Genomic DNA, 18,593 nt, shown 5'->3' with positions numbered 1-18,593 from the left:
AGCCGCGGACGAATGCGTCCTGCGCATACTCCGACCCTACCCGTGCGGGCGCCCCCGAAACTCGTCATTTTCGGGCGGTGGACTCGCCTCACGGCGGGCCGCGTCATCGGCCAGGATGTCCCGATCGCCCGGTTCGAGGGTGAATTCCACCGCCGCCGAGATTCGATCGGGCCGGCTTTCGATCACCGAACCGAGAATGCGGCGCAGCCGCGAGAGTTCCGCGCGGATCGCCACCGCGTGGTCGGGGTCGCCGTGGACCGCCGTGCTGAGTTCGGTGACCGACATGCCGCGGCGGCCGTGCCGGTACAGGAGTAGCAGGATATCCGCGTGCAGCTGGGAAAGCGGTGTGTGCCAATCGGATTCGCCGCCGGTGCTGCGGACCACCGGTGCGCCGGACAGGTCGAGGGTCATGCGGATGCGGGTGTCGCGGGTCGTGGGACGCAGCAGCCAGCCATGGGCCAGCGGTTCGGCGATGCACAGGCCCAGTCCCGGAACCTGTACGGCGCGTTCGGTATTCGGTATCGCGATGCGCCGCGCCGGTGCCACCCCGCTGGCGTGGGCGACCCAGCCGTGCCGGTCGATGACCAGGGCCGGGCCCGGCAGCGCCGAGAGGGTGGGCATGGCGGTATCGCGCAGCCGCTGCTCGCTGGTGACCGCGATCGAGAATCGTCTGCGCACCCTCGCCCCACCCGCGACCGGCCTGCGGCTGAGCTGTCTCGGCGCCGCACGCGCCACCCGGGATGGCACTCCGATTCGCCTGCGCCCCAGGCAGATCGAAATCCTCACCCTGCTCGCCGTCGATCCCGGCGGCTTCACCCCGGAACGCCTGCACTACGCGATCTACGGTGACCGCCCAGTGGTGTCGAGCACCCTCGAGGCCGACGTCTCACATCTGCGCCGCGCCACCGACGCGGCCATCGCCAACCGCGTCTACCGGCTGACCGCGCCGATTCGCTGCGACGCGGCCGATCTGCTCACCGCGCTGGACGCCGGAGATACCGATGCGGCGCTGCGGCTGTATCGCGGTCCGCTGCTTCCGGATTCGGAGACGCCCGGCATCGTGGAATGGCGGGAACATCTCGACGTCGCTGTCCGCACGGCGGTCCTGGCCGGTGGCGATGCCGGCCATGCGCTGGCGTTGGGCGAACGCATGCCGGACGATGTCGAAATCCACGAGCGCGCACTGGAATTGCTACCCACCGGCGACGGCCGACGAGCCGTCGCCACGGCCCGGCTGCACACCGCGCTGCGCAGCTAGGGGTCCGACTATCGGGTATCGGTGCTGAGCGCCAGCTCCGCGCCTGCTTCGATATCCGCGCGCAGCGCCTCCACCTTCGCCGTCGCGTAGGCGCGGGCATCGGAGCCGAGCAGTTGCCGCAGCGGTCCGTCGCCGCGGTCGACGAGCGCGAGGATCGCGGCTGCGCCGCGCACCGGATCACCGAGCTGGGTGCCCTGCATCGCGAGGTGCTCGCTGGTCATCCGTCGGATGGACTCGTAGCCGTCGGTGGTGGCAGCGGGCAGGGCCAGCGAATCGATGGTGAGGAAATCGGTACGGAAGTAGCCCGGCTCCACCAGAGTGACCCGGATGCCGTGCTCGGCGACCTCGCCCGCCAGGGCTTCGGTCAGTCCCTCCAGCGCGAACTTGCCGGCCGAATAGAGGCCCCAGCCCGGCACCGTGGTGATGCCCAGCACCGAGGAGATGTTCACGACGTGTCCCCGAGCGCGGGTGCGCAGGTGCGGCAGCAGTGCCCGCAGCACGTTCCAGACGCCGAAGACCTGGATGTCGAACATGCGCCGGGCGTCGGCGTCGGACACTTCCTCGACTGCGGAGAGGTAGCCGTAGCCGGCATTGTTCACCACGACATCGACACTGCCGAAGCGGTCCAGTGTGTGCCGCACGGCGGCGCTCACCTGGCTCTCGTCGGCGAGGTCGACGGTGAGCGGGAGCAGTCGGGCGATGTCGATGCCGTCGAGTGCGGCGAGCAGCCGCTCGGCCGAGCGGGTGGTGGCGACGACATTCTCGCCGCGGGCAAGCAACTGCTTCACCAGTTCCAGGCCCAGGCCGCGGGAGGCGCCGGTCACGAACCAGGTTGCGGGTGCGGTCATCGTTGCGTTCCTTCGGGTTTCGCGGACCTCCCTCCGAGGTCCGGTGATCCCAGTCTGGCCGCCGTATCCGCTGGTCGAGGCGGTATAACCGGCCCGCTTCGGCCTGGGACGGCGGAACGTAGGACGCGGCGACCCAGGCAGCGCGGGCGGGTTCCGGCGACACTGGACGTATGAGCGAGCCCAATCGGGAGCTGGCCGACTTCCTGCGCCGCGCCCGCGCCCAGATCGATCCCGCCCGCGCCGGGCTCCCCGACGACAACCGCGTGCGCCGGGTCCCCGGCCTGCGCCGCGAGGAGGTCGCGCGGCTCGCGGGCGTGTCCGCCGACTACTACACCCGGCTCGAACAGGGCCGGCGGATCACACCGTCGGTCGGCGTGGTGGACGCCATCGCCCGCGCGCTCGACCTCGACGCCGCGGGGCGCGAATACCTCGGGCAGCTGATCGGCCGTCCGAGCGGTATCGCCCGGCGCAGCGTGCCGGTGCAGCGCGTTCGCCCCGGCCTGTACCAGCTGCTCGACTCCCTCGACGCGGTGCCCGCTCTCGTCCTCGGCCGCCGGGCCGACGTGCTGGCGAGCAACTGGATGGCGCACGCCCTGTTCACCGACTTCGCCGCCCTGCCCGCCAGGGAGCGCAACTACGTGCGCTGGATGTTTCTGGGCAGCGAGCCGCGCGCGCTGTTCCTCGACTGGGAAACGCAGGCCCGTGCGGCGGTCGAGAGCCTGCGCCTCGATGTCGGCAACAACCCCGAGGATCGCGCCGGGCTCGCCCTGGTCGAGGAGCTGAGCGCCGCCGCCGGTGAATTTCGGCAATGGTGGGCCGAGCACCGGGTGCTGCAGCGGACGCACGGCTCCAAGCGGCTGCGTCACCCGGTGGCGGGCGAGCTCACGGTGGAGTACGAAACCCTCACGCTCCCTGGCGATTCCGACCAGACGCTGTACCTGTACACGACTGAGCCGGGCAGCCCGTCGCAGCAGGCGCTGCGCATGCTGGCCAGCTGGTCGGTGCCCGGTGGAACCGCGACTCTTCCCTGACGCGCGCCCGAGGCCGTTCGACAGAACGGGAGACGGGAACTAATTGCCCGAATACCGGCTTGCCAGCTGGTCGGCGGATCCGTGTTCGCTCGAATGGCCGTGCCCCAGTTCGACGTTCAGCTCCTCGGTGTCGGCGCCGACCACCACCGGAGTGTGCACGGGTGCGTAACCGCTCGCCACCACCGTGTAGGTGCCGTCGTGCAGGTCGGCGAAGGTGTAGGCGCCGTCGGGGCCGGTGACCATGGTGTCGACCACGGTGCCGTCCCAGTCGGTGAGGGTGACCAGGGCATCGGGCAGGGGGCGGCCGTCGCGTCCGCGCACCACACCATGCAGGCGGGCGCAGGGGCGCAGCGACACGTCGAGGCGCGGCGTCTCGCTGCCACCGGCTCGCACCGGGAGGGCGGCCGGGTGAAAGCCGTTGGCGCTCACCGCGATCGTGAAATCGCCTTCGGGCAGTTCCGCGAGGCCGAACGCGCCGTCGTCGGCGGTGGCCGCGGAGGCGAGTACCTCACCGCGCGCGTCGAGGGCCGACACCCGGGCGCCCGGAATGGCGGTGCCGTCGTCATCGCGCGAGACGGTGCCGGTCAGTCCGGCCATCGCGGTGAGCACCACATCGCACGGCACCGGATGGTGCGCGAGCTGCACGGTGGAGGCGTCCGGACGGCGGCCGTCGATCGAGGCGATCAATACATAGGAGCCGGGTTCGGGGGCGGTGAGTTCGAAGTAGCCCGTGGCATCCGTCAGCGACCGGCCGATCTGGCGGCCGGACATCGAGATCAGGGTCAGGACCGCATTCGGCAGCGCCCCACCGCGGGAGTCGTGGACGCGACCGTAGGCGACCGGTCCGGACACCGCGGGTTCGCGCAGGGTCTGCCCGATGCCGTTGCGCTGCACCGCGTTCGCGCCGATCGCGGACGCGGGCTCGTCGACGTGCGCGGCCGGGTGCGAGCTGTGCTCGGCATCCATATCCACGGCGGCGGTGGCGGCGATCGCGGCCGTCCGGTGCCCCGGAATGAACGTCGCCACCAGTGCGCCGGCCACGGCCACACCGCATCCGATCAGCAGGGAGACCCGGAATCCGTTTTCGCTGGCCACTGCATGCCCGCCGAGCGAGATCGTCATCTGCGCCAGGACCGCGCCGACCACGGCCGCAGCGACCGAGGTGCCGATCGCGCGCACCAGTGTGTTGAAGCTGTTGGCGGCGGCCGTTTCCGACTGCGGCACCGCGGCCATCACCAGGGCCGGCATGGCGCCGTAGGCGAATCCCACGCCGGTGTTGATGATCAGCGTCACGATCAGCAGGCCCCAGGCGCTGCCCATCAACGCCATCGAGGACCCGTATCCGGCGGCGATGATGACGCAGCCGACGATCAGGGTGATCTTGGGCCCGCTGCGGGCGGAGAGTTTGGCGCCGATGGGGGAGACCAGCATCATCATGAGTCCGGCCGGCGCCATCCACAGGCCCATGGCCATCATCGATTGCCCGAGGCCGTATCCGGTGGCCTTGGGCAGCTGCAGCAGCTGCGGCACCACCAGCGACTGGGCGTACATCGCCATGCCGACGACCATCGAGGACGCGTTGGTCAGCAGCACCTGCGGCCGCGCGGTGACCCGGAGGTCGACGAGGGGGTTGCGCGCGGCCAGCTCCCACCAGCCCCACAGCAGCAGGACGACGGCGGCGGCGACGAACAAGCCGATGGTCAGGCCGCTGCCCCAGCCCCAGCTCGACCCCTTGGACACCGCGAGCAGCAAACACACCAGGCCCACGCCGAGGCCGAGGGCGCCGAGCACGTCGAACCGTCCGGTCGTGGCGGAACTCGGTGGGGCGGCGGGGATCAAAGTGAAGATCAGGACGCCGATCACCGCCGCGAGCGCGGCCATCGTCCAGAACAGCACTCGCCAGTCGGAGTACTGGATGACCGCGGCCGCCATCGGCAGACCCAGCGCGCCGCCGATACCGAGTGAGGAGCTGATGAGCGCGATACCCGATCCGAGGCGCTCGCGCGGCAGCAGATCGCGCAGGGCGGCGATGCCGACGGGCACGATGCCGGCGCTCATACCCTGCAGGCCGCGCCCGACGATCATCGGCCACAGCGAGGAGGACACCGCGCAGATCACCGACCCGATCAGCAGCGGCACGGTGGAGCCGAGCAGCACCAGGCGTTTGCCGTAGAGGTCGCCCAGCCGTCCCGACACCGGTGTGGTGACCGCGGAGGCCAGCAGGCTCACGGTGACCACCCAGGTCGCATTGGCCGGGCTGGTGTGCAGGATCTGCGGTAGCTGGCCGAGTAACGGCACGACCACCGTCTGCGTCAGCGAGACGACGATGCCGGCGAATGCCAGCACCGCCAGTATCGCGCCGGAACGCCCGGCGGTTTGTGCTTTCTCCACGCCCTACTCCTCGAATGTCACGAGCCGACGTTTGCATCATACATACGAGGTGCATCATGCACATTTGATGAAACGCGACCTTTTCGCTTCTCGAATCGTTGTGCCGGGCACCGGTATCGACGGCCCGGTTTCGTGAGTTCTCAACGACCGCCTCCGGAGGCGCGCTGCGCCGTCGCGGCCGACCGTATGGTGTGCGTGCGTGGGGGCGGTCGTTCATAAAGGGGCACAGTGATTTTCGGCGTGAGACGGAGACCTTTCCGGCGGATTGTCCAGGCGGTCGTACTCGCCGCCGGCATCGTCGTGGCCGACGCTGTCGGCGGCACGTCGGTGAGTTGCGCGCAGGTGCCGTCAGCTGGGGATATCGTGGTGCCCAGCGGGTATCTCGAACCCGATCTCGGCTCCAGTCACTACCGCCCCGGAACGGGGCTGGTCGATCTGTTGTGGAGGTTGCTGTGAAACGAGCCCGGACGCTGCTGCTCGTCGTGCTCGCGGCATGTGCCCTGCTGGTGCCGACGACGGTTCGCCTGCCGGCGAGTCGCGCGGACGACGGCCCGGCGCCCACGGACTCGACCGAATGGCAGCAGTGGATCGATCGTTCGATTCCGGCGCCGAACCTGCCACCCGCGCCGTCGCCGCCCAATGCCCAACTGCGGCCCGAGCTCGCCGCGCTGTGGCGGGCGGTGTTGTCGCCGCCGGCCGGCGATCCGCTGTTCGATCAGTGGCCGGCCGGACTCGACGCCATGCGTCCCGGCGATCCGATCGAGGTGCGCGATGTGACGGCCACGGCCGCACCGCTGGCCGCGGTGCCGATCGCCCGCGCACTGCAGCTGAAATTCCGCTCCACCGGCGCGACCGGTGCGCCCTCGTTCGGCACGGCGACCCTGCTGATTCCCGCCGCGAACTGGACCGGTCCCGGACAGCGACCGCTGCTGGTGAACGCCATCCCCATCAACTCGCTCGGGCTGCGCTGCACCCCCGGGTATGCCCTGGCGCACGGATTGCATCCCAAATTCAGTGCGGGTGATCTCTTCCCGCCGACCACGTGGTGGGCCCTCTCGCACGGCTACGGAGTGCTCGTTCCCGACCACGAGGGTCCGTGGATGGCCTATGCCGAACCGCATGTCGCGGGTCACGTGATCCTCGACGCGATGCGCGCGGTGCGGACGGTCGAACCGAAGACGCTGGGGGACAGCAAGTTCGCGATCGGCGGTTACTCCGGCGGCGCGATCGCGGCCTATGCGGCGGATATGCTGCTCGGCGAGTACGCGCCCGAGTTGGCGGAGTCGATCGTCGGGGTGTCGGTCGGCGGCCTGGCGACCGACTACAGCGAGGTGGCCCGTCACTTCAACGGCAATATCGCGTCGGGCATTCTGATGGTCGTCGCGCTGGCCTTCGCTCGTGAGCATCCGGAACTGCTGGATCAGCTGAACCATCTGGGGGAGTGGCTGGCCACCTCCCCGGTGAAGGACACCTGCGGCGACAGCAACGGACCGCTCGGCGTGACCGGTGTGCCGATCGAGCTGGCGACCGACACCGCCCATCCGCTCGACACCGACGCGGCCCGCGCCCTGTTCGCCGCCACCGACCTGCGCGACCGGAAATCCGCTGCGCCGCTGTACATCTACCACGGCATACTCGACATCTGGATTCCCGAGGTCGAGTCGACCGATCTGTTCCGCGCGCAGTGTGCTCGTGGCGTGCCCGCCGTATTCCGCAACGTGCTGGGCGAGCATTCCATCACCCTGATGGCCGGATTCCCGGGCGCGATCGACTGGCTCGACCAGCGACTGCGCGGCCTGCCCGCGCCGAACGAATGCCCGGCACGCTGAAAAACCAAGCAGCGCAACAGTTTCGGCGTCAGTTCGCCGCGGGCGATCCGGGGCGCGGCAGCCCGAAGTGGTCGCGCAGCGTAGTGCCGGTGTATTCGGTGCGAAACAGCCCGCGGCTGCGCAGAATCGGCACCACCGTGCCGGTGAACACCTCGAGTCCGCCCGGATAGTAGGGCGGCATGACGTTGAATCCGTCGGCGGCGCCGTGGCGGAACCAGTCCTCGATGGTGTCGGCGACCTGTTCGGGCGTGCCCGCGAAGACGCGGTGCCCGCGTGCGCCCGCGAGCCGGTGCAACAGTCCGCGCAGTGTGGGCCGATCGCGGGTGACGATGCCCGCGATCACCTGCCGGCGGCTGGCCGCGTTGTCGGTGACATCGCCCGCGCCGGCGAACAATTCGGCGGGCACCGGTTCGTCGAGAGCCAGATTCCGCAGCGATTGCCCGGCCAGGCTTTCCAACTGCCCGAGGCCGTATTCGGGCACGGTCAGCTCGTTGAATTCGCGTTGCAGCTGTTTCGCCTGCGCTTCGGTATCGGCGATGAACGGGCTGATACCCGGCAGGATCTTCACATGCTCGGGATCGCGGCCGAACTCGCGGGCCCGGCGTTTGATGTCGGCGTAGAACGTCTGGGCGTCCTCGAGCCGCTGGTGGGCGGTGAAAATGGCCTCGGCGTAGCGGGCCGCGAAGGCTCGTCCGTCGTTGGAGGCGCCGGCCTGCACCAGCACCGGATGGCCCTGCGGGGTGCGCGCGGCGTTGAAGGGTCCGCGCACGCGCAGATAGTCGCCGCGGAAATCGATGCGATGGATCTTGCCGGGATCGGCGTAGATGCCGGCGGCCCGGTCGAGCAGCACCGCGTCGTCGTCCCAGCTGTTCCACAATCCGACGACCGCGTCGACGAATTCGCGTGCCCGCGCGTAACGTTCGGTGTGATCGGGGTGGCGGTCCAGGCCGAAATTGGCGGCGGCGAGATCGGTGCCGGTGGTGACGATATTCCATCCGGCGCGCCCGCCCGAGATGTGATCGAGCGAGGAGAACAGCCGCGCCAGATTGTAGGGCTCGTAATACGTCGTCGACGCGGTCGCGATCAGGCCCAGGTGGGTGGTGGCCGAGGCGATCGCGGTGAGCAGCGTGATCGGTTCCAGGCCGGGCGCGGCGTTGTAGCGCACGTCGGTACGCAGCGCGGGGCCGTCGGCGAAGAACACCGCATCGAGCGTGGCGGTCTCGGCGGTGCGGCCGATCTCCTGGTAGTAGGTCACGTCGTAGATGCGATCGGGGCGGCTGTCGGGATGCCGCCACGCGGCCTCGTGATGGCCCGCGGGATAGATGAAGGCGTTCAGATGCAGTTGCCGTTCACTCATACGAGCACACCCGTCCGATAGTCGCGATGATCCCGGTCTCCGGACCGGGCGACGGCAGTCAACCAAACGCCTGCGGTCGCGTAAACGGTTTGTGCGACGCGTGATTCGAACTCGGCCGACGTCCGCGGCCGCTCCACAGAATCCTGCTGATCGTAAGGATTCTCCGTGGCCGGGGCACCGGCGAGGATTTCTGTCGGGCATGTGTCGGCAACGGTTTCGGCCCCGTTTTCGAAGGAGTACGACGATGAGCGAGGCATGGCAGATCGATGCCGATGTGCTGGTGATCGGCGGCGGACCGGCCGCCTGCTGGGCCGCGATCCACGCCCGTGAGGCGGGAGCCGAGGTGGTGCTGGTCGACAAGGGGTACTGCGGCACCAGCGGCGCGACCGCACCCGCGGGGACCGGTGTCTGGTACGTGGCGCCGGATCCGGCGGCCCGGGCGGCGGCCAAGGCCAGTCGCGAGGAATTGGGCGGCTTCCTCGCCGACCACCACTGGATGGACCGCGTGCTCGATCAGACCTACGCGAATATGCATCGGTTGGGCGAGGAAGGCCGGTACCCGTTCCCGGTCGACCCGCACACCGGCAACCCGATTCGCACCGGCGTGCAGGGCCCGGAATACATGCGCCGCATGCGGGCCTGGGTGCGGCGGCTGGGCGTGCGGATCGTCGACCACGCCCCGGCCCTGGAACTACTGGTCGACCGGGAAGGCACGGTCCGCGGCGCGGCGGGTTACCTGCTGCGCGAGCATCGGGACTACCGCGTGCACGCCGGCGCGGTGGTCCTGGCCACCGGCGGCTGCGCCTTCCTCTCGCGCGCGCTGGGCACCAACGTCGACACCGGTGACGGCGCGCTGATGGCCGCGGAGGTGGGCGCGCGATTCTCCGGGATGGAGTTCTCCAACGCCTACGGCATCGCCGCGAAGGGCGCGACCGTCACCAAGACCGCCTACTACCGATACGCCACCTTCTTCCACGAGGACGGAAGCATTCTGGAAGGCGCCGGATCGGTGCAGGGGCGGTCGGTCATCGCGCGAACTCTGTTGCAGGAGAGCGTATTCGCGCAACTGGATCGAGCGGACCGAACCACTCGGGAGCAGATGCGGCGCGGACAGCCGAACTTCTTCCTCCAATTCGACCGCCGCGGGATCGACCCGTTCACCCAGCGCTTCGAGGTGGATCTGCTCGCCGAGGGAACGGTACGGGGGACTGGCGGGATCGAGGTGGTCAGCGACGAGTGCGCGACCTCGGTGAGCGGGCTGTATGCCGCGGGCGACGCGGCCACCCGCGAACGCATCTGCGGCGGATTCACCGGCGGCGGCAGTCACAATGCGGCATGGGCGATGTCGTCGGGCAGCTGGGCCGGGCGGGGTGCGGCGCGATTCGCACAGCGAGGTGGCCGTCCGGACGGTCTGACCCGCGCAGGGCGAACCGGGTTGCGGCCCACGGGATCCGGGCGCATCGGTGCGGACGAGGTGCTCGCCGCGGCACGCGCCGAACTGCTGCCGGTCGAGAAGAACTATCTGCGCCACGGCGATCGGGTCCGTCCGGCACTGGCCGCCCTGGACGCCGTGTGGGCGGAGGCGGCCGCGGGGCTGCGGGCCACCGGCGCCGAGCGGGTGCGGGCGCGCCAGGCCGCCGCGATCACCGCGGTCGGGCGGCTCATGTACCGATCGGCATTGGCGCGCACGGAATCTCGCGGCATGAGCAAGTGGGCCGACCATCCGGCGCTGGATCCCGCACAGCACCACCACATCCTCAGCGGCGGCCTCGACGAGGTGTGGACGGTGGCGGCGGCGTTGCGGTCGGCCGCCGTCTCCGCGGTCGCGGCGGTGGCCTGATGATCGAACTGGTTCACGCCCCGGCCTGCATCGCCTGCGACAAATGCGTCGACGTCTGCCCGACGAACGTCTTCGATCGTGGCGGCGACGGAATCCCCGTCATCGCACGGCAATCGGACTGCCAGACGTGCTTCATGTGTGAGGCGTACTGCCCGACCGACGCACTGTACGTGGACCCGCAGTCCACGCCGCTGCCGTCGCAACACGAGCTGCCGCGGGAGCACATCGGCGCGTACAGGCGCGAGATCGGCTGGGGGAAGGGGCGCCGGCCGGGCAGTCTCACGGCGGTGGGCCCGGAACTTCCGCCCGGCCCGGCGCCGCGACCCTCGGCACCGTGACCCGGTCTGCGCCGGCCGACATCGCTCGCCGGGTGTGAACGGCTCTTGCGCGACGCCATGAAACAACTTGGCTCGCAACGTAATTCCCGATCGGTCCGAAATGATCCGGCCGATCCCGGACTCGCTGCTGCCCGATGCGCATGCGGTGAACCGGTCGCGGCCGCGTAGAGATCTTCACCGCCCTGGCTCGATCCGGAAAAACGCTGCGCGAGTTGGTCATCGCCGCCAAGGACACCGGCCACTGGGCAGCGGCCGGCACGCCCGGTCAACTCGCCGACGCGATCCAGGAACGCTACGACGCCGGCGTTCTGGACATGATCGGCCTCGGCGGGCTCGACGACCCGCGCAACCGCGACTTCCTGCTCGCGGGCCTGCTCCCCGAACTTCGCCGTCGCGGCATCGTCGGCTCGGACCACGTGGGCGAGACCTTCCGCGACAACCTCGAGCTGCCGCCCCTGCCGCCCCGGAAGGAATAACGCGCCCTTCAGAATTCGAGGACGATGCGACCCCGGACGCCGCCCGCTTCGAGGAGTTCGTGAGCGTGCTCCGCTTGTTCGGCCGGGAAGGTTCGGGCCACACGCAGGGTCAGCGCGCCCTCGGAGGCGAGGCGGCTCAATTCGCTGAGCGCATGGGGTTCGTCCAGGTGATCGCCGACCATCACGAGGTGGACCGAGATACCGCGCTCCGGTGTGGCCCCGCCGCCCAGGGCCGCGGGCCGCAGGATGACGAACGCGCCGCCGTCGCGCACCGCCGGGAGTACCGCATCGCCTTGCAGCGCGGTGTCGATCAGCGCGTCGACCCCGTTGGGAGCGTGCGCCCGGATGCGCGAGGCGAGGTCGTCGCCGCGCGGCAGGACGACGTCGGCGCCGAAGTCGCGGACCACCTGCTCATCGGCCGGTTTCGCATCGGCGATCACGGTGTAGCCGCGCGTTTTCGCCAGCTGGATCACGTACCCGCCGACCGCGCCCGCTGCCCCGGTCACCGCGATCGTGCGGCCCGCTCGCGGGTCGAGCGCGTCCAAGGCGAACCAGGCGGTGAGACCGTTCATCGGAAGCGTTGCGGCGGAGACGAAGTCGCTTCCCTCGGGCAGGCGCGCCACCTGCGTCGCGGGTACCACGATCTTTTCGGCATAGGCGCCGCCACCGGCGAGCACCGGCAATGTGATCGCGACGACCCGGTCGCCACTGTGCCAGCCGGTCTCGGGGTCGGCCTCGTCGACGATTCCCGCGGCGTCCCATCCCGGAACGTACGGCGGCGTCACCTCGCGGTAGCGATCGTGGGCCATGCCGGACCGGGTCACGGTGTCGGAGGGGTTCACGGCCGCCGCGGCCACCCGGATCCGCACCTCACCCGCGCCGGCATGCGGTTCGGGCACCTCGACCGGTCGCAGTACCTCCGGACCGCCCGGCTCCTCGAATCCGATCGCCAGCATCGCACCTCCCGAGTTCGCAGTCGTGTTTCTCTCGGGGCAACCGTCGTCTGCCGGTGATTGTTCCGGGGACGGCGGTGCGTGAGCTCGGATCAGGTCCGCGCGCGAATGAGATGCGGGCCCGGCAGTGCCGGCCCGGTGCCGGGGAGGTCGGCGTAGGACCGAACCAATGCGATCCCCGGGTGATCCTCGATGTCGGTGAATCCGGCCGACTCCAGTTCGCTCCGCATCTGCTCTTCGGTGAAGAAGCTGATCCACGGTTCGCCCACGGCCGCAACGCGTTTCCCGCGTGCCTGCTGCCCCTCGTCGGGCGGGTAGGAGTAGTCGAACACCACGACCGCACCGCCGCCCTGGCCGGCGATATAGCGCAACGTCTCGGCGATGGCCGCGTGTTCGAGGTAGACCACCACGCCGAGCCAGACGTACACCGCGCTGCGGGCGCGATCCAGTCCGGCCTGTGCCAGCGCGTCGGCGAGGTTGTCGCGGTGGAAGTCCACCGGGGCGAACGTGATCGAGTCCGGCACCTCGATTCCCGCTTCCGCCAGGCGATTTCGCTTCCACGCCTGGGTGTCGGGATGGTCGACTTCGAAGAACCGCACATCCGGATGGGGATTGCGGTAGGCGGCGGTGTCCATCCCCGCACCGAGCACGACCACCTGGCGGGTCCCGTCGGCGACGGCCTCCGCGACGGTGTCGTCGGCGAAGCGACTGCGCGTGGCCAGGAACAGCCGGCGTCGCCGGGCCAGTTCGGGATCCACGCCCTTGTCGAACGGATTGTTGCGGGCCGCGTCCTCGCCCACGAGTCGCACCGCCAGTGGATCGGTGAAGATCCGTGGTTCGTCGGCGAGTTGGTGATAGGCCCGTGCCTGCGCGGTGGCCATCGCGGTTGTGCTGGGTTGCCCGACCTGCATACCGGTCACCGTACGCCCGGGCCGGGACGTGATCATCGCGAGATCCGTCACGCGCACTTGCCGGTGGTTCGCTGGTTAGTCCGTGCAAAACTGGAACAGGTTATAGATTGGAGGGAGTCGAGAGTCTGGAGGAACGATGTCCGCGAATGCGTCGGCGGCGGAGCTGCTCGCCACGGTGGAACGATCCCCGCAGGCGGTCGCGATGCACGATCGCGCGGCCTGGGTGGATCTGTTCGCACCCGACGGCCGGGTCGAGGATCCGGTCGGCTCGCGCCCGCACACCGGCCGCGCGGCGATCGAACGGTTCTACGACACCTTCATCGGTCCCAACGACATCGTCTTCCACGTCGACCACGACGTCGTGCGCGCTACCACCGTCTTTCGCGACCTCGCCCTCGCGACCACCATGTCCACCGGTGTGACGCTGCACGTGCCGATGCACCTGCGCTACGACCTGACCGAGGTCGGCGGCGGATGGAAGATCGGCCGCCTCTACGCCCACTGGGAGCTACCGGTCATGGTCGGCCAACTCCTGGCCGCCGGCGGTCGCGGGCTCGGCGCGGCCGCGAAACTCGCCCCGCAGCTGCTCGGAAACCAAGGCGTCGGTGGTGCATTGGGCTTCACCCGCGGTTTCGTCCGCGTCGGCGCGGCGGGAAAGCGTGCCGCCACCGGGTTGCTGGTAGCGGCCGGTCGCGGCGATGTCGCCGGTGTGCGCGCGGCACTCAGCCCGCGCGCGGTGGTGGAATGGCCGACCGGTTCCGATGTGGGGCACGCCGAATTCGTGAAGCGGGTACGCGGGCTCGAGGTCGGCAAAACGATCGCGGCGGGCCGGTTCGTGACCGTCAGCGTGCGCACCCCGGCCGAACGGGGTATCGCGGAGCTGGAGGTCGAGGGCCGGCAGGTGGTCGCGTTGCGCGGCTTCGTCGCCGAGGACTGAACCGGTTCGCGTCAATTCATCGAGAAGCCTTCGGTGGAGAAGGTGAAGCCCTTTCGGGAGGCATCGTCTGCGCACGACACACCGGAATCTCGGGCCGTACAGGTGAAGCCGTCGGCGGACAGGGATGTGTTGTAGGGCAGGACTTTTGCCTGCTCGGATGCCAGCCGGAACACCGCTTGCCTCAGCACGGCGAAACGTGGTTCGCCACCCCGCTCGATCAGAATCGTGTCGGGCGGAACCTGCTTGTGGGAGTAGTTGCTCTCGACCGTCGGAGCACCTTTCACCCCGATCCCCGCTCCGGTGTTCGTCGAGGGCTGACATCCGGCCATGTGCGGTTCACCGCCGACGATGATCGCGCAATGCCACCGCCCGGTCGGAGTGGTGAAGTAATAGCCGTCGATCCCGCCGGAGTTGGCGAAGTACGTGCGGGCATCGGCCACCGCTGTGCCGGGCACGGCCATATTGGACAACGCAACCGAAGTGCTTGCGGGCGAAACCGTCCCGACGCTCCGACCATCGGATACCGGCTGGCCGTCGCCGACCGTCTCGCCGGCCGAACCACCGCACCCGACAACGCCCATCGTCAGCAAGCAGATCGACATCGTGACGAACGGTGAAAGAAGTGCACGCCTGTTCATCGCACGCTTTCCGAAACCCTCACGGTCTCATCAGGTTCGAGTGGTCGGCCGACTTGCCGCAGAACGGCTACCGATTATCGCCGGGCTGGTCGGCGTCCACAATAAGCCGTTCGACCGACAGCCACGCAGGTCTTTCGTGCGGTTCGATGCGCTGCGCGGGGTGTCGGACGGCGCGCCGCCGCTGCGCTGGAGAACGACGCCTTCTCCTGTGACGCCACCGCTCACGGGAAGCGATTCGCGATGGCCGTCGCGATCACATCCGGCGCCTGTTCCTGGATGAAGTGCCGAGCATCTGGCAATTCGACGATTTCCAGATCGCCGAAAGCTGCTCGTATGTGAGGCAGACATGCTTTCGGCCGGAACACCATGTCGCGCATCCCCCACACCGCCAGCGCCGGCTTGTTTCCGAGGAGCGCGGGAACATCTCGGGAAAGCTGCGCCAGCAGCGGGGCCGCAGCACGAATTTCGCCCGGCATCACCGCGAGCCCACACCGCGCCTCGGCGGAGGGCTGCACCGCGCGATAGTGCTCGGCTTCGGCCGCGCTGAGTGTGCGGCCCAATTCCGAGAGCAGCACGCGCTCGATGAGAAAATTCTGCTCGAGTATCCGGCGCTGCATCGGACGGCTGCTCATAATCGCGCTGAACGCCTTGTTCGCCATTGCTTCGATCGGCCAGAACACCGTGTTACCCAACACGATTCCCCGTACCCGATCGGCACGCACCACCGCTGCGCCCAACCCGATGGGCCCGCCCCAATCCTGTCCCATAACGATGAAATCGTCGAGCCGCAGATGATCGATCAACTCGCCGAGCACGGCGGTGTGCTCCGCGACCGTATAACCGAAACCGGAGGGCCGCTCGGACAATCCGAACCCCGGATAGTCCACCGCGACACATCGATACCGATCCCGCAGCCCCGTCACGATGTGGCGGTAGAGAAAACTCCACGTCGGAGACCCGTGGCAGAACAGGATCGCCGGCCCGGAACCTTCGTCGATGTAGTGCACGCGTCCGGCCGACGAGTCGAACCAGTGCGATTCGAACGGGTACAGACTCTTGTCCGGAACGAATTCGATCATCATGCTGCCCTCCCTTCGGGCCAGGCTATCCCGGCCGCCCGGCGCGCGCTGCGACCCGAATCGCCCTGATCGCGAGACCTGGAAACTCGGGGCTGTTTCGGTGTTCGAGGGCTTCCTACGCTTCGAGGTGTTACCAGGGCCGGAGTCGGCCCTAACACCTATTGAATTGGAGAAGTCCCATGAGCAAGCGATTCGCCGTCACCGTCCTGACTTCTGCCGCGCTGGCACTGCCGCTCGCAGCCACCGCACCGTCCGCATCCGCGGCGACGACCGGCACGGGTTCGTCCTCGGGTTCGGCCGATGCGCTGAGCAATCTGATCTGCCAGTTCCGTGACTATCTCGGCATGGGCGGATGCGTCTACCACATCCCCTGAACGGAAAAGTTCCGTCTTCGGCTTGACCTTGACCCTGGGGCAGGGTTCGACGATGGTTCGCATGAACAACAACGCACTGCACACCGTCGCCGACCGGATCCGTCCGCAGGTGGCCGCCTTCTGTGAGTCGGACCAGGTTCCCGGCTACGTCGCCGGGGTCTATCACGCGGGCGAGCAGGTCGTCGTCTCGCACGGGACCGCGAACCTCGCGACCGGCGCTCCGATGCGTGACGACACCGGCTTTCTCTTCGGTTCCGTCACCAAGGTGCTCACCACCACGCTCGTACTGCAGCAGGTCGAACGCGGGCTGCTGACACTCGATGCGCCGGTGGTGGACTACCTGCCCGAATTCGCGCTCGGTGATCCTTGCGCCGCCGGCAAAATCCTTGTCCGGCATTTGATCTCACATACCAACGGCATCGATGCGGACTTGTTCTTCCCCGATGCGGAGGGCCGCGATGCCCTGAAACACTACGTCGAGGGCCTCGCGAGGTGCGCCACCCTGTTCGAACCCGGCGAGCAGCTCAGCTACTCCAACGGCGGCATGATCGTCGCCGGGCGACTGCTCGAAGTGGTGACCGGCACGTCCTATCCGGATCTGCTCCAGCGGGAGCTGTTCGGACCGGTCGGCATGACGATGTCGAGTACCTCTGCGCGACAAGCCATTCTGCGCAGCACGGCGGTCGGGCATTTCATCGATCCGGAAACCGGGGGCGTCGAGCCGACCGGCATGTTCATGCTTCCCGACACCTGGGGGCCGGCCGGCGGCACCCCGATCGGCACGGTCGCCGACCTGCTGGCGTTCGGACGCACGCACCTCGCCGGTGGCGTCGCGCCGACCGGCGCCCGGATCCTGTCCGCGGAGTCGACCGCGACGATGCAACGAGTGACCCACGATATGAACACCCCGAACGTCCCGCCGATGGGACTGGGGTGGGTGCGATACCCGTTCGGCGCCACCACGGTGCTGGCGATGTCGGGCGCGTCGCCGGGCGGGGTGTCCATCCTGTGCGTCGTCCCCGAACACGACCTGGTCTTCACCGCCTTCGGCAACACCTCGGGAGCGATCCTGCTGCACGATCGGCTGCTGCGGTGGCTGCTGACCGAGCATCTCGGCATCGAAATCCCTACGCTCGTCGATGCATTCGACACGAACGTCGACCTCACCCCCTATGCGGGCACCTACCGGTCCGGTCAGCTCCGCGTCGAGGTCGACATCGTCGACGGGCAGCTCGAGGAGCGCGTGACCTACGAACCCGACGACGCGACGCAGGAACGCATCTTCACCGCGTTCGCCGGTGGCGCGACCTCGGCGCCGCCGCAACGCTACGTCCCGGTCCGGCCCGGTCTGTTCGCCCCGGCGGGCTATCCGCCGGAGATCTTCGACGGCTACCTGCGATTGCTGCTCGTCTCCTACCACGACATTCGCGACGGTCGCGCCCGCTTCCGCAATGCCGGCGGCCGCCTGACCCGGCGTTCCTGATCGTCCCGGCGCGCGCAAGGATGTCTCCTATGCTCACGATCGGACAGCTCGCGGACTATGCGGGGGTGACCGTCAAGGCCGTGCGCCACTATCACCAGCGCGGCCTGCTCGCCGAACCCGACCGCGACGCCTCCGGCTACCGCCGCTACACCGCGCAGCACGCCATCGACCTGGTCAAGATCAGAACACTGGCCCACGCCGGGGTGCCGCTGGCCCGCGTCAAGGATCTGCTCGACGCCGACCCCAGCGCCCTCGCGGCGGCCCTCACCGAGATCGACCACGACCTCGAACAACGCATCGAGCAGCTGCGGCGAACCCGGGAGCAACTCACCCAGCTGCGCGGCGGGGACCGCCTCTATGTGTCCGCGGACGTCGCCGACCACCTCGATGAATTGCGCGAACTCGGCGTCAGCGAACGCCAGATCCAGCTCGAACGCGATGGTTGGATCCTCATGCAGACCGCATCGCCCACGGCGGCCGCCGCATGGATCGCCGAAAAGCGCAGGCTGCTCGACGATGCCGAATTCCGCGCCATCTATCTCGACTACGACGCGGTCTACGATTGTTCCCCGGCGGACCCGCGCCTGCCCGAGCTGGCGGCGCGGACGCGAGAGTGGTTCGCGCGCAGGGACAATGCGACGACCGTCGTCCCGGACCACGATGCGACCATTGCCCAGCTGGCGGTCCGGTCGCAGCCGGGCGCGACGTCCCCGGCGTGGGATCGGCTCGCCGAGCTGATGCGGGAGCCGGACGAGGGGAAGTGACAGGAGCTCGCCGCAGCAACCCGCACGCAACAAACTACCGTGCTGTCGGTTTTGTCAAAATCATTGAAATACAACGGTTTCCGCTA

18 protein-coding genes and 2 pseudogenes are annotated in these 18,593 nt (G+C 68.9%); 11 read left to right on the top strand and 9 right to left on the bottom strand.

Annotation, left to right across the window (positions count from 1 at the left end; all coding sequences use genetic code 11):
* Nucleotides 1-36 precede the first annotated feature (36 nt).
* Entirely contained in the window at nt 37-621 is a 585-nt protein-coding gene (locus ACPCUW_RS23050; RefSeq protein WP_423427033.1) for a hypothetical protein, read from the bottom strand.
* Between ACPCUW_RS23050 and ACPCUW_RS23045 the strand changes: the two genes are divergently transcribed.
* Nucleotides 620-1,258: a hypothetical protein gene (locus ACPCUW_RS23045; protein ID WP_423427032.1), complete on the top strand. Its 639-nt coding sequence runs from the start codon at nt 620-622 to the stop codon at nt 1,256-1,258. The genes ACPCUW_RS23050 and ACPCUW_RS23045 overlap by 2 nt on opposite strands.
* Before the next feature lie 8 nt (nt 1,259-1,266).
* On the opposite strand, the gene ACPCUW_RS23040 is transcribed toward ACPCUW_RS23045, so the two are convergent.
* Nucleotides 1,267-2,106, bottom strand: coding sequence for an SDR family NAD(P)-dependent oxidoreductase (locus ACPCUW_RS23040; RefSeq protein ID WP_423427030.1), 840 nt, complete (start codon nt 2,104-2,106; stop codon nt 1,267-1,269).
* A 170-nt stretch (nt 2,107-2,276) separates the two neighbouring features.
* Between ACPCUW_RS23040 and ACPCUW_RS23035 the strand changes: the two genes are divergently transcribed.
* A complete protein-coding gene (locus ACPCUW_RS23035) occupies nt 2,277-3,137 on the top strand; it encodes a helix-turn-helix transcriptional regulator (protein WP_423427028.1) in 861 nt (286 codons plus the stop codon).
* 39 nt (nt 3,138-3,176) lie between these two features.
* Here ACPCUW_RS23035 and ACPCUW_RS23030 read toward each other — a convergent pair whose 3' ends face one another.
* Complete coding sequence (locus tag ACPCUW_RS23030; RefSeq protein ID WP_423427074.1) at nt 3,177-4,103, bottom strand: MSCRAMM family protein; 927 nt, start codon at nt 4,101-4,103, stop codon at nt 3,177-3,179.
* 18 nt (nt 4,104-4,121) lie between these two features.
* Nucleotides 4,122-5,528 (bottom strand): annotated as a pseudogene (locus ACPCUW_RS23025) (MFS transporter); the annotation flags it as partial.
* A gap of 240 nt (nt 5,529-5,768) precedes the next feature.
* On the opposite strand from ACPCUW_RS23025, the gene ACPCUW_RS23020 reads away from it, so the two are divergent.
* On the top strand, nt 5,769-5,984 hold the full coding sequence (locus ACPCUW_RS23020) for a hypothetical protein (RefSeq protein WP_064902411.1): 216 nt from the start codon (nt 5,769-5,771) through the stop codon (nt 5,982-5,984).
* The gene (locus ACPCUW_RS23015; protein WP_423427026.1) at nt 5,981-7,357 is read left to right on the top strand and encodes a lipase family protein; all 1,377 of its coding nucleotides are present in this window, start codon (nt 5,981-5,983) and stop codon (nt 7,355-7,357) included. Before ACPCUW_RS23020 ends, ACPCUW_RS23015 begins: the two co-directional genes overlap by 4 nt.
* A 28-nt stretch (nt 7,358-7,385) precedes the next feature.
* Here ACPCUW_RS23015 and ACPCUW_RS23010 read toward each other — a convergent pair whose 3' ends face one another.
* Nucleotides 7,386-8,714 (bottom strand): LLM class flavin-dependent oxidoreductase, encoded by a 1,329-nt coding sequence (locus ACPCUW_RS23010; protein WP_423427025.1) that lies wholly within the window; start codon nt 8,712-8,714, stop codon nt 7,386-7,388.
* Nucleotides 8,715-8,958: 244 nt separating this feature from the next.
* On the opposite strand from ACPCUW_RS23010, the gene ACPCUW_RS23005 reads away from it, so the two are divergent.
* The 3 genes and pseudogenes from ACPCUW_RS23005 to ACPCUW_RS22995 all read left to right on the top strand — a co-directional run.
* On the top strand, nt 8,959-10,554 hold the full coding sequence (locus tag ACPCUW_RS23005) for an FAD-dependent oxidoreductase (protein WP_423427024.1): 1,596 nt from the start codon (nt 8,959-8,961) through the stop codon (nt 10,552-10,554).
* Complete coding sequence (locus ACPCUW_RS23000; protein ID WP_423427023.1) at nt 10,554-10,892, top strand: 4Fe-4S dicluster domain-containing protein; 339 nt, start codon at nt 10,554-10,556, stop codon at nt 10,890-10,892. Before ACPCUW_RS23005 ends, ACPCUW_RS23000 begins: the two co-directional genes overlap by 1 nt.
* A gap of 106 nt (nt 10,893-10,998) precedes the next feature.
* A pseudogene (locus ACPCUW_RS22995) lies at nt 10,999-11,368 on the top strand (LLM class flavin-dependent oxidoreductase); the annotation flags it as partial.
* 8 nt (nt 11,369-11,376) lie between these two features.
* Here the strand turns inward: ACPCUW_RS22995 and ACPCUW_RS22990 are convergent.
* On the bottom strand, nt 11,377-12,324 hold the full coding sequence (locus ACPCUW_RS22990; protein WP_393527230.1) for an NADP-dependent oxidoreductase: 948 nt from the start codon (nt 12,322-12,324) through the stop codon (nt 11,377-11,379).
* Between the two features lie 89 nt (nt 12,325-12,413).
* A complete protein-coding gene (locus tag ACPCUW_RS22985) occupies nt 12,414-13,268 on the bottom strand; it encodes a class I SAM-dependent methyltransferase (protein WP_423427022.1) in 855 nt (284 codons plus the stop codon).
* 100 nt (nt 13,269-13,368) lie between these two features.
* Between ACPCUW_RS22985 and ACPCUW_RS22980 the strand changes: the two genes are divergently transcribed.
* Nucleotides 13,369-14,169, top strand: a complete 801-nt coding sequence (locus ACPCUW_RS22980; protein ID WP_423427020.1) for a nuclear transport factor 2 family protein — start codon at nt 13,369-13,371, stop codon at nt 14,167-14,169.
* Between the two features lie 11 nt (nt 14,170-14,180).
* Here ACPCUW_RS22980 and ACPCUW_RS22975 read toward each other — a convergent pair whose 3' ends face one another.
* Entirely contained in the window at nt 14,181-14,624 is a 444-nt protein-coding gene (locus ACPCUW_RS22975) for a hypothetical protein (protein ID WP_146098658.1), read from the bottom strand.
* A gap of 404 nt (nt 14,625-15,028) precedes the next feature.
* On the bottom strand, nt 15,029-15,889 hold the full coding sequence (locus ACPCUW_RS22970) for a haloalkane dehalogenase (protein WP_423427018.1): 861 nt from the start codon (nt 15,887-15,889) through the stop codon (nt 15,029-15,031).
* Between the two features lie 176 nt (nt 15,890-16,065).
* Here ACPCUW_RS22970 and ACPCUW_RS22965 point away from each other — a divergent pair, with 176 nt between their 5' ends.
* The 3 genes from ACPCUW_RS22965 to ACPCUW_RS22955 all read left to right on the top strand — a co-directional run bounded on the left by ACPCUW_RS22965 (nt 16,066) and on the right by ACPCUW_RS22955 (nt 18,507).
* Complete coding sequence (locus ACPCUW_RS22965; RefSeq protein ID WP_423427016.1) at nt 16,066-16,260, top strand: hypothetical protein; 195 nt, start codon at nt 16,066-16,068, stop codon at nt 16,258-16,260.
* A gap of 61 nt (nt 16,261-16,321) precedes the next feature.
* Complete coding sequence (locus tag ACPCUW_RS22960; RefSeq protein ID WP_423427014.1) at nt 16,322-17,743, top strand: serine hydrolase domain-containing protein; 1,422 nt, start codon at nt 16,322-16,324, stop codon at nt 17,741-17,743.
* A 29-nt stretch (nt 17,744-17,772) separates the two neighbouring features.
* A complete protein-coding gene (locus ACPCUW_RS22955; RefSeq protein ID WP_423427012.1) occupies nt 17,773-18,507 on the top strand; it encodes a MerR family transcriptional regulator in 735 nt (244 codons plus the stop codon).
* Nucleotides 18,508-18,593 lie beyond the last annotated feature (86 nt).

The sequence above is a fragment of the Nocardia sp. AB354 genome (genome assembly GCF_049538315.1).
GTDB lineage: Bacteria > Actinomycetota > Actinomycetes > Mycobacteriales > Mycobacteriaceae > Nocardia > Nocardia nova.
The sequence above is the reverse complement of the archived record's forward strand: the minus strand, read 5'-3'. Positions and strand labels throughout refer to the sequence as shown.